The following is a 12829-nucleotide window of genomic DNA, read 5'->3' as shown; positions in this document are numbered from 1 at the left end:
CCCCAGCTTACTTTGAGGTCAGTACCTTACCTCAAAGTGCGTACTCTCTTTCCGGAAGTAATCCGGTCCGCTGCAGGTTATGCCCTGCGACACCGTAATAATTCCCGAAAGGATTCATCATGAGCATTGTTGTTACCGGAGCCACCGGACAGCTGGGCCGCCACGTCATCGCCGCATTGCTTGAGCGCGGGGTCCCCGCTGCAGGGATCGTAGCCACCGGACGGGACACCGGCAAGCTGGCCGATTTCGCCGCCCGGGGCGTCCGGGTCCGGGCCATGGATTACGCGGACGCGGCCTCGGTGGCTGCTGCCCTCGAAGGAGCCAGCCGTGTCCTGCTCATCTCCGGCAGCGAAGTGGGCCAGCGTGTGGCACAGCACCGAACCGTCATTGAGGCCGCCAAGGCAGCGGGCGTGGAACTGCTGGCCTACACCAGCATTGCCAACGCGGACACCACCGGCATGAAACTGGCCGGCGAGCACCAGGCCACCGAAACCCTGCTCCGCGAATCCGGCGTCCCGTTTGTCCTGCTGCGCAACGGCTGGTACCTGGAAAACTACACCGAACAGCTTCCCGGCACCCTGGCCCAGGGCGCCCTGGCCGGCAGTGCGGGTGACGGCAAGGTCAGCGGAGCCGCGCGGGCGGATTACGCCCACGCCGCGGCGGCCGTCCTGGTGGCCGGCGACCAGGCAGGCAAGGTCTACGAACTGGGCGGCGACCACGCCTTCTCCATGGCTGACCTGGCCGCGGAAATCACTGCAGCCACCGGCCAGGAGATCACCTACACCGATCTTCCCGCCGAGGACTACGCAGGAATCCTGGTGGGCGTCGGCGTCCCCGCCCCCTTCGCCGACATCCTGGCGGACTCGGACCTGGGCATCGCCAGGGGAGACCTCCTGGTCAGCTCCGGCGATCTTGCCCGCCTCATCGGCCGCCCCACCACCTCCCTTTCGGAGGCACTCCGGACGGCCGCTGCCAGCAACTGACCGCTTCTGCCGCAGCGCGGAGGATGCCCGGTTCCCCTTGGGGCGCCGGGCATTTTCCGTTGCCGGGGGTCCGGGACTTGATCCCTGGGGCCGGTCTTGGTGCACTGGTAGGCATCAAGCGGTGCAGCCTGCCCCGCGCGCAGCCCGCCTACGGCAACCTGCGCTCCGCCGCCCACCGTCAATCCGAAGGAACCGAACATGAGCGTGGATACCCCCAGCAGCCAGGACCGCCAGCCCCGGCAGCTCATCATCATCGGCTCCGGCCCGGCCGGCTACACGGCGGCGATTTACGCGGCCCGCGCCGGCCTCGCGCCGCTGGTGCTGGCCGGTTCCGTCACCGCGGGCGGCGCCCTCATGAACACCACTGAGGTGGAAAACTTCCCTGGCTTCCCGGGTGGCATCCAGGGCCCGGAACTGATGGATGGACTGCAGGAACAGGCGCAGAAGTTCGGCGCCACGGTAGTGTTCGACGACGTCACGGAAGTCAGCCTGGCCGGCCGGCTGAAGACAGTGGTCACCGGCGCCGGGGAAACCCACCAGGCGCCCGCCGTTATCCTGGCCACCGGCTCCGCATACAAGGAGCTGGGCCTGCCCGAGGAGAAGAAGCTCAGCGGACACGGCGTCTCCTGGTGTGCCACCTGCGACGGGTTCTTCTTCCGGGAACAGGACATCGTGGTGGTGGGTGGCGGCGACTCGGCCATGGAAGAAGCCACGTTCCTGACCCGGTTCGCCAGGACCGTGACGGTGGTGGTCCGCAAGGGTGAGCTGCGGGCCTCCCGCATCATGGCGCAGCGGGCCAAGGACAACCCCAAGATCAGCTTCGCCTGGCACTCGGCCATCACCGCCATCCACGGCGACGGTAAGGTCACCGGCGTGACGCTGCAGGACACCCGGACCGGCGAAACCAGGGAACAGTCCGCCACCGGCATTTTTGTGGCCATCGGTCACCTGCCGCGCACCGAGCTTGTGGCCGGCCAGGTGGACCTCGATGAAGACGGCTACATCCGGGTGGACGCCCCCACCACCGTCACCAACCTTTCCGGCGTGTTCGCCTGCGGCGACGCCGTGGACCACCGGTACCGGCAGGCGATCACCGCCGCCGGCACCGGCTGCGCCGCCGCGCTCGATGCCGAGCGGTTCCTCGCTGCCCTCGATGACGCCGCCAGCATCGCCACCGCCCTGGTGGAGGAACCGGTCCACGGCTAGGGTGACCCGACGGCGGTACTTCCGTGCCGCCGTCGTTCGCCGATTCATCCGGTATTCCAGACACCGGCTTGTCCCGGCGGCGTGCCGCAGCGGCCGGTACGGGGCCATGCTTGGGTACGGGATACCGGACACGCGCAACCAAAGGATCGATTTCGCCCATGACTGCAGCACCCAGCACCAGCCCTGCCCCCGCGGCGGATGGCAGGGTTCCGTCCAAAGTGCCCGCCGCCGAAAACACGTTGCGGATCCTGAAGCTGCTGGCGTCCCGGCGCGGGCCCATGGCGGCGTCGCAGATCGCGTCCTCGCTGGGGTTGCCGCGCTCCAGTGTCTACCATCTGCTGGGCGTGATGGAGGCGAACGGCTTTGTGCTCCACCTGCACGAGGAACAGCGGTACGGGCTAGGCATCAGCGCCTTCGAACTGAGCTCCGCGTACTCGAGGCAGGAGCCGTTATCCCGGCTGGGCAGGCCCCTGCTGGCCGCGCTGGTGGATGTGCTGGGCGAGAGTGCGCACCTGGCCGTGCTGCACGGCCGGGACGTGCTGTACATCGTGGAGGAGCGTGCCAAAAACCGGCCGTCGCTGGTGACCGACGTGGGTGTCAGGCTCCCCAGCCACCTCACCGCCAGCGGCCGGGCCATCCTGGCTGCGCTGCCGAAATCCCAGGTCAGGGCCCTGTACCCGAATGCTGCTGCCTTCTCTGCCCGGCATGAGGTGCCCGGCGCCATCATGAAGTACTCGGCGTTGTCCTCGCACCTGGACCAGGTCAGGCAGCGCGGCTACGCCACCGAACACGGCGAAGTAACGCCTGGGTTCGGGTCCATCGCCGCCGCCGTCACGGACCACCTGGGCTGGCCCACCGCCGCGGTTGCGGTCACTTTCCTCGAGGACAAGCTGCCGTCGGCTGACTGGCCCGTTCTCGCTGCGCGGGTGCAGAAGGCCGCGGACGACCTCTCGGTCCGCATCCACGGCCGGCCGGCGGCCTGACCCCGCCCTGCCTGCGGTGGGCGGCCGCCTGCGTGCCCCCTTCCCAACTGACTCGCAGTTGTTGTCGTTTTGGGGGCTCTAAACGACAACAACTGCTACCTGGTTTGGGGGCGGGGCGGGGTTGTCTGGAATGCCGGACAGGACCCCTGCAAAAGTCCTGTCGCCGGGCCGAGCCAGGGGCTTTAGTGGATACAGGACAATCCGCTATGCAGACAAAAAGGAGCCACCATGGCACCCGCCGATTTCACCACCGGTGCCCGCCCGGTCAAAGCCGCCCGGGGCACCACGCTCACTGCCAAATCCTGGCAGACCGAAGCGCCGCTGCGCATGCTGATGAACAACCTGGACCCCGAGGTTGCCGAGCGCCCCGATGACTTGGTGGTGTACGGCGGGACCGGCCGGGCAGTCCGCTCCTGGGCCGCGTTCGACGCGATCACCCGCACCCTGGAAACCATGGAAGCGGATGAAACCCTGCTGGTCCAGTCCGGCAAGCCCGTGGGTGTCTTCCGCACCAACGAATGGGCACCACGTGTGCTGCTGGCCAACTCCAATCTGGTGGGCGACTGGGCCAACTGGCCCGAGTTCCGCCGGCTCGAGGCCGAGGGCCTGATGATGTACGGCCAGATGACGGCCGGGTCCTGGATTTACATAGGCACCCAGGGCATCCTGCAGGGCACCTTCGAAACCTTCGCGGCGATCGCCCGCAAGCTCACCGGTGACGAGAACGGCACGCTCGCCGGCACCCTGACCCTGACCGGCGGCTGCGGCGGCATGGGCGGCGCCCAGCCGCTCGCCGTCACCCTGAACGACGGCGCCTGCCTGATTGTCGACGTCGACGAATCCCGCCTCCGCCGACGCGCCGGGAAGCGCTACCTGGACGAGGTGGAAACGGATCTCGACGCCGCCATCGCCAAGGTGCAGAAAGCGAAAGCGGAGCGCCGCGGCTGGTCTGTGGGCTACGTGGGCAACGCCGCCGAAGTTTTCCCGGAGATCCTGCGCCGCCACAACGCCGGCGAACTGACAGTGGACATCGTCACCGACCAGACCTCCGCCCATGATCCGCTGAGCTACCTGCCCGAAGGCGTTTCCGTCGAAGAGTGGCACCGCGAAGCCGAGGCGGATCCGGACGGGTTCACCAAGAAGTCCCAGGCGTCCATGGCCCGCCACGTCCAGGCCATGGTGGACTTCCAGGATGCCGGCGCCGAAGTCTTCGACTACGGAAACTCCATCCGCGACGAAGCCCGCAAGGGCGGCTGCACCCGCGCCTTCGAGTTCCCCGGATTTGTGCCCGCTTACATCCGGCCGCTGTTCTGCGAGGGCCTCGGCCCGTTCCGCTGGGTGGCCCTTTCCGGCGATCCGGAGGATATTGCCGTCACGGACCGGGCCATCAAGGAACTCTTCCCGGACAACAAGCATTTGCACCGCTGGCTCGATGCCGCGCAGGAGCGCGTCGAATTCGAAGGCCTGCCCGCCCGTATTTGCTGGCTGGGTTACGGCGACCGCGCCAAGGCCGGGCTGCTGTTCAACCAGTTGGTCAGGGATGGAAAGGTCAAGGCGCCCATCGTGATCGGCCGCGACCACCTGGACTCCGGTTCGGTGGCTTCCCCCTACCGCGAGACCGAAGCCATGGCAGACGGCTCAGACGCGATCGCCGACTGGCCCATGCTCAACGCCCTGCTCAACACCGCCTCCGGCGCCACCTGGGTTTCGCTGCACCACGGCGGGGGAGTGGGCATCGGCAGGTCCATCCATGCCGGCCAGGTGTCCGTCGCGGACGGCACGGATCTTGCTGCGCAGAAACTCGAGCGGCTCCTGACCAACGATCCCGGGATGGGAGTGATCCGCCACGCCGACGCCGGTTACGGCCGGGCGTTGGAAGTCGCAGGCGAACGCGGCGTCCGCATCCCCATGAACGAAACCCGCTAAGCCACCCCAACGCCCGCCCCACCCCAACTGGCTCGCACTTGTTGTCGTTTTGAGCCCCCAAAACGACAACAACTGCGAGTCAGTTGGGAGGAACCACCGAAGTAGGAACCATGACCGTCACCACCCACTCACCCCGCACCGTCACCCTCGGCTCCAGCGGCGTCACGCCCGAGGAGGTTGTCGCCGTCGCGCGCCACGGCGCCCAAGTGACCATCGCCCAGGACGCCCTGGACGAGGTTGCCCGGGTCCGCGCGCACATCGACAGCCTGGCAGCCAGCGACGTCCCCGCGTACGGCATTTCCACCGGTTTCGGGGCCCTGGCCAATCGGCACATCCCGAACGAACTGCGCACGCAGCTGCAGAAAAGCCTCATCCGCTCGCACGCCGCCGGGATGGGCCCCGCCGTCGAACGCGAAGTGGTCCGGGGCATCATGTTCCTCCGCGCCAAGACGCTTGCCTCAGGCCGCACCGGCGTCAGGCCCCTGGTGCTGCAGGCAATGGTGGCGGTCCTGAACGCCGGCATCACGCCGGTGGTCCGCGAATTCGGCTCGCTGGGCTGCTCGGGCGACCTCGCCCCGCTGTCGCACTGCGCCCTGGTGCTGATGGGTGAAGGCGAAGCGGAAGGGCCCGACGGCGTCCGTTACGGCGGGCGCGGCGAGGAACCGGTTGCGGCGCTGTTGGCAGCCCACGGCATCGAGCCGGTGGTCCTCGCCGAAAAGGAGGGGCTGGCGCTGGTCAACGGCACCGAGGGAATGCTGGGCATGCTGCTGATGGCCATCGCGGACATCCGGCACCTGCTGACGACGGCGGACATCACCGCCGCGCTCAGCGTCGAGGCGCTGCTGGGAACCGACCAGGTGTTCCGTCCCGAACTCCACGGCGCGTTGCGTCCGCATCCGGGGCAGGCCGACAGTGCGGGAAACATGCTGCGGCTCCTGTCCGGTTCGCCGATCGTCGCCTCCCACCGCGTGGGGGATACCCGGGTCCAGGACGCCTACTCGCTGCGTTGCGCGCCGCAGGTGGCAGGGGCCGTCCGGGACACTGTGACGCACGCCGAACTGGTGGCGTCCCGTGAGCTGGCCGCCGCGATCGACAACCCCGTGGTCCTGCCGGACGGCGAGGTCAGCTCCAACGGAAACTTCCACGGCGCTCCGGTGGCGTACGTCCTGGATTACCTGGCCATCGCCGTCGCGGACCTGGGCTCCATGGCTGAGCGGCGCACGGACAGGATGCTGGATCCGGCCCGGTCCCACGGGCTTCCCGCGTTTCTGGCCGCCGATCCCGGCGTGGACTCCGGCCTGATGATTGCCCAGTACACGCAGGCCGGGCTGGTGTCCGAGAACAAGCGGCTGGCCGTCCCGGCGTCCGTGGATTCCATCCCCAGCTCTGCGATGCAGGAAGACCACGTGTCCATGGGCTGGCACGCGGCCCGCAAGCTCCGCAAAGCGGTGGAGAACCTGCGGCGGGTCCTCGCCATCGAACTGGTGACCTCCGCCCGGGCCCTGGACATCCGCACCCAGCTCTCCGGCGGTGTCCTGACCCCGGGGCCCGCCGGGACAGCGGTGCTGGCCGTGCTGCGTGCCGTTGTGGAGGGGCCGGGATCGGACCGTTTCCTCTCACCGGAACTGGAAGCAGCGGACCGGCTGGTGGCCGGCAGCGAAGTGCTGCGGGCTGCCGAATCCGCCGTCGGCGCGCTGGCGTAGCGCCGAAGAATCTTTCGTGTTCCCGGCCGAAGCGTCCGACAGGCGGAATATCCGCCCGTCGTGGCGCGGTGGCGGCGCCGAGTGTAGTAGAACTGAAGGTGTAGTGAAAGTCACATCAACGAAGCTGTGGCGCAGAACGTATACAAAGGGGTAGAAGTTCACATGAAAGCACGCGGGGCAGTCCTATCAAGGCGCGGCGCCCATTCCGCCGAAATTTCCAACTGGAAGAACCTCCGGGTTGGGGATCACGTAGAAATCATCAAACACGCTCAACTGGTGGCTGCCGGGGATGTGGAAGAGGTTTCCCAAAGCGGAAACGTCCTCTGGCTCGTCGCGGCGGGCCCGGCTGAGAAGCCACTCTTCCTGAAATCGGACGGTGTCCAGGTCCGGCGGACCTGACAACCATCCCCAGCCTGTTCTTCCGGGAACCGGAAATCCCCGCACTGCATCGGCAGGGCGGGGATTTTTTGTGGCGCGGAAGCCACGGCAGTCAAGCGGCAGCTGGCAGCTTACGCGGCGATGGCCTCGTAGGTTTCGCCGAAGGGCACCGACTCGTCCAGTGCCACGGTGTAGCGGCCCGGGTGCAGGCGGGTCACCAGGATGCCGCAGCCGGCCTCCTGCGCTGGCCCTTCGATCAGCCCGGCGACGGCCTCTTCCAGTCCGGCGTGGACGTCGAGGGCGCGGGAGAATTCCAGGTCGATGGACGTGACCGGCCCCGTTCCGGCGGGGCCGGTGGTGGCGGGAAGTCGTTCGAGGGTGGCTGCAGTCATGAGTGAACTTTCTGTGTTTCGTGCCTCAGGGCAGCTCCCATTCTACCGTCCGGACAGTAAATATGTCAGATGACTGCCTACCAGACAGGTAAATTTCCCGCCGGAAAGCCTTGCCGCCGCAGGTCAGCCGGTGATGAGGGGCTGGTCACAATCTGCTTCGTTGGCGGCCGGATGGTGCCATAAGCAACCATGGAAGCATCCCGCTGAGCCACCGGACCGAAGGAGAATCCCGATGAAAATCATGCGCCTGGGCAAGATCGGCAGCGAACAGCCCGCCGTGATGGTGACCGATGGGGACGCCCCGCCACAGTACTTCAGCCTGTTGCCGCTGACTGCAGACGTGGACGGTGCCTTCCTGGCCGGCGGCGGGATGGAGCAGGTCCGGGCAGCCGTGGCGGCCGGTACCCTGCCCGTCCTCGACGGCGCGGAAACGCTGCGCGTCGGCGCCCCCGTGGCCCGGCCCGGATCAGTGGTGGGAATCGGAATGAACTATGCCGCCCATGCCGCAGAGTCCGGGTCCGCTCCGCCGGAGATCCCGGTGGTCTTCCTCAAGCCCAGCAACACTGTCGCAGGCCCGTTCGATCCAACGCCAGTCCCGCCCCGCTCCGGAAAATTCGATTGGGAGGTGGAACTGGGCATTGTGATCGGCAGGGAGGCCAGCTACCTGGCCGGCACGGCGGAAGCTGCCGCCTGCATCGCCGGCTACGTCACCGCCAACGACCTGTCGGAGCGTGAGTACCAACTGCCCGGCGAGGCCGGCCAGTGGACCAAGGGCAAATCGCTTCCCGGCAGCACCCCCCTGGGCCCCTGGCTGGTCCCGGCGGCTGATACGGACGGCGGCACCCTGCAGCTGCGCAGCTGGGTGAACGGGGAACCCCGCCAGGACTCGTCAACGGCGGAACTGATCTTTGACGCCGCAACGCTGGTGCACCACTGCAGCCAGTACATGCGGCTGGAACCCGGGGACGTCATCCTCACCGGAACCCCGGAAGGCGTGGCGCTCAGCGGCCGCTTTCCCTACCTCCAGCCGGGCGACGTGGTTGAAGTCGAAGTGGAAGGCCTGGGACGCCAACGCCAGGAACTGTTCCGCGCCGGAACATAACAAAACGCGCCGGGGGTGCGCCGTGCTGGTGCACCTCCGACGGGGCTCCTGCCGAAAATATCAGGCTGCCAGGGCCACCCAGCCGGAGCATCCGTAGATTCCCGTATTTGCGCTGCGGTTGTTGAGGCAGGCACGCAGGTAGACAGTTCCGCCGATGCCGCTGTTCTGGGCAGCAGAGGTGGTTCCGGTTCCATTGCTGTTGGTCAGGGTCGCCGTGTAGGTGCGCCCGTTAAGGGTGTATTGAAGCTGCGCCACGGACGAAATGCCGTCCTTCCGGGTATCGGTGCTTGAGACCGTATTTGTGGCCGAATTCCAGTAGGCTGACGATCCACCCACCGATGCCCCGCCGCTGGCGAAAGCCATCGACGGCGTCGCAAACAACGTTATGCCCACGGCCCCTGCGACGGCGGCAGCGGCGATTCCCAGCTTGGATTTACGCATTCCATAAGTCCTTCCCTTGGCGGATCACTGTGCGAACGGCCTACGGTGTGACAGTTTTGTCAGCCGCTCCCACCCAGGTTAATCAAGGGTCTGGATGAAATCGCGTCAGGCGCTGTCATAACAAAGAGCCCCGACCGCCGGTCCGCGAGGGAGGGCAGGTCGGGGCTCGTTGCGTCCTGGGTTTCTTTAGCCGGCTTTGACGGCCAGCACCGGGCAGTCGGCCTCGAGCAGGATCCGCTGCGAGACGCTGCCCATGATCAGCTTGCCCACCGGGGTGCGGCGGCGCAGGCCGATCACAATCAGCTCCGCGTTGTGCTCCTCGGCGGCGTCCAGGACTTCAGCTGCAGCATCGTGGCCACGGACCGGCTGCTTGATCACGTGTTTGATGCCCTGGGTCGCCAGCCGGTCTTCGATGCTCTGGATTTCGGAATCCTGCGCGTACCGGTTGTCCACCAGCGCGTCACCTTTTGACGAGTTGATGACCAGCAGGGTGGTGTCGGTTTTCCGGGCTTCGGCGATGGCCTGGGTCAGGGCCGCTTCACCTTCCGGGGTGGGGACGTATCCCACAACGATCGTCATGTTTGCTCCTTGGGTCTGCACACGGTTGATGGATGGCTGGGAAGCCTGCGGCTTTTCAGTCGCTGTAGTCGGCTGCTCCGGAATTGGCGGGCAGCAGTGGCTTCTTCCCGGGGCGGTTGCGCTTGATCAGTTTCAGCGCGAACGGCCAGGCCAGGATGATCGCCACAATGATGTACACCACGACGGCGATCGGCTCGCTCCACAGCCCTGCCGGGTCGCCTGCGCTCAGCTGCAGGGTCTTCCGCAGCTGGCCTTCGATGCGCGGGCCCAGGATGACGCCAAGGATCAGGGGCAGGACCGGAAGCCCGAAGCGCCGCATCATAAAGCCCAGGGCGCCCAGGACCAGCAGGATCATCAGGTCGAAGGCCTGCAGGTTCACCGAATAGGCGCCCAGTGTGGCGAAGAAGAGGATGCCCGCGTACAGGTAGGGGCGGGGGAGCTGCAGCAGCTTGGCCCACAGGGGTGCCAGCGGCAGGTTGATGATCAGGAGCAGGAAGTTGCCAATGAACAGGCTGGCGATCAGTGCCCACACCAGGGGTCCCTGGCTGGAGAACAGCTGGGGTCCGGGCTGGATGCCGTAGCTGGTGAACGCCGCGAGCATCACCGCTGCCGTGGCGTTGGTGGGCAGGCCAAGGGCCAGCATGGGGGTCAGGGTTCCGGCGGCGGCCGCGTTGTTTGCGGCCTCCGGGCCTGCCACGCCCTCGATGGCACCCTTCCCGAACTCCTCCGGGTGCTTCGAGAGGCGCTTCTCCGTCACGTAGGACAGGAAGGTGGGAATTTCGGCGCCGCCGGCCGGCAGTGCACCGAACGGGAACCCGAACGCCGTGCCGCGCAGCCACGGTTTCCAGGACCGCTTCCAGTCCGATTTGCCCATCCAGGGCTGTCCCACGGGAATGGCGTGCAGGGGAGTGCGGCGCAGGTGCGCAGCGACCCAGAGTGCCTCGCCCACCGCGAAGATGGCCACGGCCACCACCACGATGTCCAGTCCGTCGGCCAGCAGGGGCTGGCCGAAGGTCAGGCGGCGCTGGCCGGTGACGGAGTCGATGCCCACCAGGCCGATGGCCAGGCCCAGGCCCAGCGAGGCGAAGCCGCGGAGCCGGGACGAACCCAGGACGGCGGTGACCGCAAGCAAGGCGAGGATCATGATCGCGAAGTAGCTCGGCGCGCCCAGGCTGACGGCGAACTTGACCACAATCGGTGCGCAGACGGCCAGGAGGGCGGTGCCGATGGTGCCGGCGACGAACGAGCCGATGGCCGCCGTCGCCAGCGCCTGCGCCGCCCGTCCGGCCTTGGCCATCTTGTTGCCTTCGATGGCTGTCACCACCGACGACGATTCGCCGGGTGTGTTCAGCAGGATGGAGGTGGTGGACCCGCCGTACATGCCGCCGTAATAGATGCCGGCGAACATGATGAAGGCGCTGGTGGGTTCCAGGGCGTACGTGACGGGAAGCAGCAGTGCCACCGTCATGGCCGGGCCCAGGCCCGGGAGGACGCCGACGGCGGTACCCAGGATGACGCCGATCACGGCGTACATGAAGTTCAGCGGGGTGAGGGCGGTGGCAAAACCGTCCATCAGTGAGGACCAGACGTCCATCAGAGGATTCCTTCCAGGAGTCCGGCGGGCAGGGCGATGCCGAGGCCGAGGTAGAAGCCGTAGAAGGTCAGCAGCGACAGTGCCACCGAGATGATCCCGTCACGGATGTAGTGGCGGCTGCCCAGGGCCAGGACGCTGCCCCAGAACAGGACAGTTCCGGAGATGACCCAGCCGGCCCAGTCGATGAGCAGGATGTTCAGGACAAACGCCCCTGCCAGCGGCAGGACGGTCTTCCAGTCGGCGGGGTGGCTGAGGTCAACGTCCTCGCCGCCTTCGGCTTCACCCTTGCCGCCACGGAGGACGTTGATGGCCAGCATCACGGCGCAGACGATCAGCAGGGCCGCCACGATGAACGGGACGGTCTTGGGACCCACCGGATCCGACTTCGAATACGGGGTGACCAATCCGTTGGCGTCGAGGAAAACCACAACGCCGGCCGCCCCGAGCAGGAGGGCTACCCCCAGCTCGGAGCGGCCTTTGAGGCTGGTAGCCAAGGAACTCACGCCAACCCGAGCTTCGTCAGGACGTCAGCCACCCGCTTGTCCTGTTCGGTGAGGAAGGACGCAAACTCGTCGCCCGTGATGAACGCGTCGGTCCAGCTGTGGGTCTTGAGGGCTTCCTTCCAGCTGGCGCTCGCGTGCATCTTTTCGAGTGCGGCGATCAGTGCGGCCTTGTCGGCGTCGTTGATGCCCGGAGGGGCCACGATGCCGCGCCAGTTGGTGAAGACCAGGTCGATCTTGGATTCCTTCAGCGTGGGTGCATCCACGCCTTCGAGCCGCTCGGCACCGCTGGTGGCGAGAACCCGGATTTCACCGGACTGGATCTGCTGCAGGTATTCGCCGGCACCCGAAGCGGCGAAGCCGAGCTTGTTGCCCAGGATCGCGGGGAGCAGGTCGCCGCCGCCGTCGTAGGAGACGAAGTTGACCTTGGTGGCGTCGATGCCCACCGCGCCGGCCAGCTGCATGGGCAGCAGGTGGTCCGGTCCGCCCGGTGAGGAGCCGCCGCCCACGGCGATGGAGCCCGGATCGGCCTTCCATGCCGTCACCAGGTCATCGATGGTTTTGTACGGCGAATCCTTGCTCACCATGATGGCGCCAGGCTCTTCGATCAGGCGGGCCAGCGGGGTGGTGCCCGTCAGCTTCGATTCGGACTTGTTGGTGTAGCTGGCGCCCACCACGCCAAGGCCCATGAGCATGGTGAGGTCGCCGTTGCCCTTTTCGTTGACCACGCGGGCCAGGCCCACGGTGCCGCCGGCGCCGGCGAGGTTGAAGACCTCGGTGTTGGTGGAGATCTTCTCGTCATCGAGAACCTTCGCGGCGGCACGGGCGGTGGTGTCATAGCCGCCACCGGGGGTGTTGGGGACCATGATCTGCAGTCCGGTGATGGGGCCGGCAGCGGCGCCGGAGCTTTCCGAACCGGTGGAGCTCTTACCTGTGGCACCGCAGCCGGTAGCCATCAGGGCGATGCCGGCGGCGACGGCGGCAATACGCAATGCGCGGATTTGGCGCATGGTGTTCCTCTTCTCAAGAAATATGTTCAGCA

At 67.0% G+C, this 12829-nt stretch carries 13 protein-coding genes; 7 read left to right on the top strand and 6 right to left on the bottom strand.

Features of this window, described 5'->3' with window-relative positions:
- Positions 1 to 119 precede the first annotated feature (119 nt).
- The 6 genes from ACU18_RS07800 (at position 120) to ACU18_RS07775 (ending at position 7200) form a co-directional block, all read left to right on the top strand.
- Positions 120 to 983 carry an SDR family oxidoreductase gene (locus ACU18_RS07800; protein WP_050684974.1) on the top strand — a complete coding sequence of 288 codons (864 nt, stop codon included), beginning with the start codon at positions 120 to 122 and terminating at the stop codon, positions 981 to 983.
- Between the two features lie 198 nt (positions 984 to 1181).
- Positions 1182 to 2189 (top strand): thioredoxin-disulfide reductase, encoded by a 1008-nt coding sequence (gene trxB / locus ACU18_RS07795; protein WP_050684972.1) that lies wholly within the window; start codon positions 1182 to 1184, stop codon positions 2187 to 2189.
- Between the two features lie 158 nt (positions 2190 to 2347).
- Positions 2348 to 3172, top strand: a complete 825-nt coding sequence (locus tag ACU18_RS07790) for an IclR family transcriptional regulator (protein WP_050684970.1) — start codon at positions 2348 to 2350, stop codon at positions 3170 to 3172.
- A 228-nt stretch (positions 3173 to 3400) separates the two neighbouring features.
- A complete protein-coding gene (locus ACU18_RS07785) occupies positions 3401 to 5098 on the top strand; it encodes a urocanate hydratase (protein WP_050684967.1) in 1698 nt (565 codons plus the stop codon).
- 110 nt (positions 5099 to 5208) lie between these two features.
- A complete protein-coding gene (gene hutH / locus ACU18_RS07780; protein ID WP_050684966.1) occupies positions 5209 to 6801 on the top strand; it encodes a histidine ammonia-lyase in 1593 nt (530 codons plus the stop codon).
- A gap of 162 nt (positions 6802 to 6963) precedes the next feature.
- A complete protein-coding gene (locus tag ACU18_RS07775; RefSeq protein WP_050684964.1) occupies positions 6964 to 7200 on the top strand; it encodes a hypothetical protein in 237 nt (78 codons plus the stop codon).
- 110 nt (positions 7201 to 7310) lie between these two features.
- On the opposite strand, the gene ACU18_RS07770 is transcribed toward ACU18_RS07775, so the two are convergent.
- Positions 7311 to 7571: a hypothetical protein gene (locus tag ACU18_RS07770; protein ID WP_197273542.1), complete on the bottom strand. Its 261-nt coding sequence runs from the start codon at positions 7569 to 7571 to the stop codon at positions 7311 to 7313.
- Positions 7572 to 7803: 232 nt separating this feature from the next.
- Here ACU18_RS07770 and ACU18_RS07765 point away from each other — a divergent pair, with 232 nt between their 5' ends.
- Entirely contained in the window at positions 7804 to 8673 is an 870-nt protein-coding gene (locus tag ACU18_RS07765) for a fumarylacetoacetate hydrolase family protein (protein ID WP_197273541.1), read from the top strand.
- Positions 8674 to 8733: 60 nt separating this feature from the next.
- Here ACU18_RS07765 and ACU18_RS07760 read toward each other — a convergent pair whose 3' ends face one another.
- The 5 genes from ACU18_RS07760 to ACU18_RS07740 form a co-directional block, all read right to left on the bottom strand.
- On the bottom strand, positions 8734 to 9114 hold the full coding sequence (locus ACU18_RS07760; RefSeq protein WP_050684962.1) for a hypothetical protein: 381 nt from the start codon (positions 9112 to 9114) through the stop codon (positions 8734 to 8736).
- Between the two features lie 186 nt (positions 9115 to 9300).
- Positions 9301 to 9693: a universal stress protein gene (locus ACU18_RS07755; protein WP_050684960.1), complete on the bottom strand. Its 393-nt coding sequence runs from the start codon at positions 9691 to 9693 to the stop codon at positions 9301 to 9303.
- A gap of 55 nt (positions 9694 to 9748) precedes the next feature.
- Entirely contained in the window at positions 9749 to 11287 is a 1539-nt protein-coding gene (locus ACU18_RS07750) for a tripartite tricarboxylate transporter permease (RefSeq protein WP_050684959.1), read from the bottom strand.
- A complete protein-coding gene (locus tag ACU18_RS07745) occupies positions 11287 to 11790 on the bottom strand; it encodes a tripartite tricarboxylate transporter TctB family protein (protein ID WP_050684958.1) in 504 nt (167 codons plus the stop codon). The genes ACU18_RS07750 and ACU18_RS07745 overlap by 1 nt, the downstream gene beginning before the upstream one ends.
- Positions 11787 to 12797, bottom strand: coding sequence for a Bug family tripartite tricarboxylate transporter substrate binding protein (locus ACU18_RS07740; RefSeq protein ID WP_050684957.1), 1011 nt, complete (start codon positions 12795 to 12797; stop codon positions 11787 to 11789). Before ACU18_RS07740 ends, ACU18_RS07745 begins: the two co-directional genes overlap by 4 nt.
- Positions 12798 to 12829: the final 32 nt, after the last annotated feature.

Source organism: Arthrobacter sp. ZBG10, assembly GCF_001238605.1.
Classification (GTDB): Bacteria; Actinomycetota; Actinomycetes; order Actinomycetales; family Micrococcaceae; genus Arthrobacter.
Note: the sequence above shows the minus strand (reverse complement) of the source record. Positions and strands in the feature narration are given on the sequence as shown.

What these genes read in the sequence shown, in the direction of transcription:
- ACU18_RS07800 (WP_050684974.1), top strand. Translation starts at nt 120, where the DNA reads ATGAGCATTGTTGTTACCGGAGCCACCGGACAGCTGGGCCGCCACGTC.
- trxB (WP_050684972.1), top strand. Translation starts at nt 1,182, where the DNA reads ATGAGCGTGGATACCCCCAGCAGCCAGGACCGCCAGCCCCGGCAGCTC.
- ACU18_RS07790 (WP_050684970.1), top strand. Translation starts at nt 2,348, where the DNA reads ATGACTGCAGCACCCAGCACCAGCCCTGCCCCCGCGGCGGATGGCAGG.
- ACU18_RS07785 (WP_050684967.1), top strand. Translation starts at nt 3,401, where the DNA reads ATGGCACCCGCCGATTTCACCACCGGTGCCCGCCCGGTCAAAGCCGCC.
- hutH (WP_050684966.1), top strand. Translation starts at nt 5,209, where the DNA reads ATGACCGTCACCACCCACTCACCCCGCACCGTCACCCTCGGCTCCAGC.
- ACU18_RS07775 (WP_050684964.1), top strand. Translation starts at nt 6,964, where the DNA reads ATGAAAGCACGCGGGGCAGTCCTATCAAGGCGCGGCGCCCATTCCGCC.
- ACU18_RS07770 (WP_197273542.1), bottom strand. Translation starts at nt 7,571, where the DNA reads ATGACTGCAGCCACCCTCGAACGACTTCCCGCCACCACCGGCCCCGCC.
- ACU18_RS07765 (WP_197273541.1), top strand. Translation starts at nt 7,804, where the DNA reads ATGAAAATCATGCGCCTGGGCAAGATCGGCAGCGAACAGCCCGCCGTG.
- ACU18_RS07760 (WP_050684962.1), bottom strand. Translation starts at nt 9,114, where the DNA reads ATGCGTAAATCCAAGCTGGGAATCGCCGCTGCCGCCGTCGCAGGGGCC.
- ACU18_RS07755 (WP_050684960.1), bottom strand. Translation starts at nt 9,693, where the DNA reads ATGACGATCGTTGTGGGATACGTCCCCACCCCGGAAGGTGAAGCGGCC.
- ACU18_RS07750 (WP_050684959.1), bottom strand. Translation starts at nt 11,287, where the DNA reads ATGGACGTCTGGTCCTCACTGATGGACGGTTTTGCCACCGCCCTCACC.
- ACU18_RS07740 (WP_050684957.1), bottom strand. Translation starts at nt 12,797, where the DNA reads ATGCGCCAAATCCGCGCATTGCGTATTGCCGCCGTCGCCGCCGGCATC.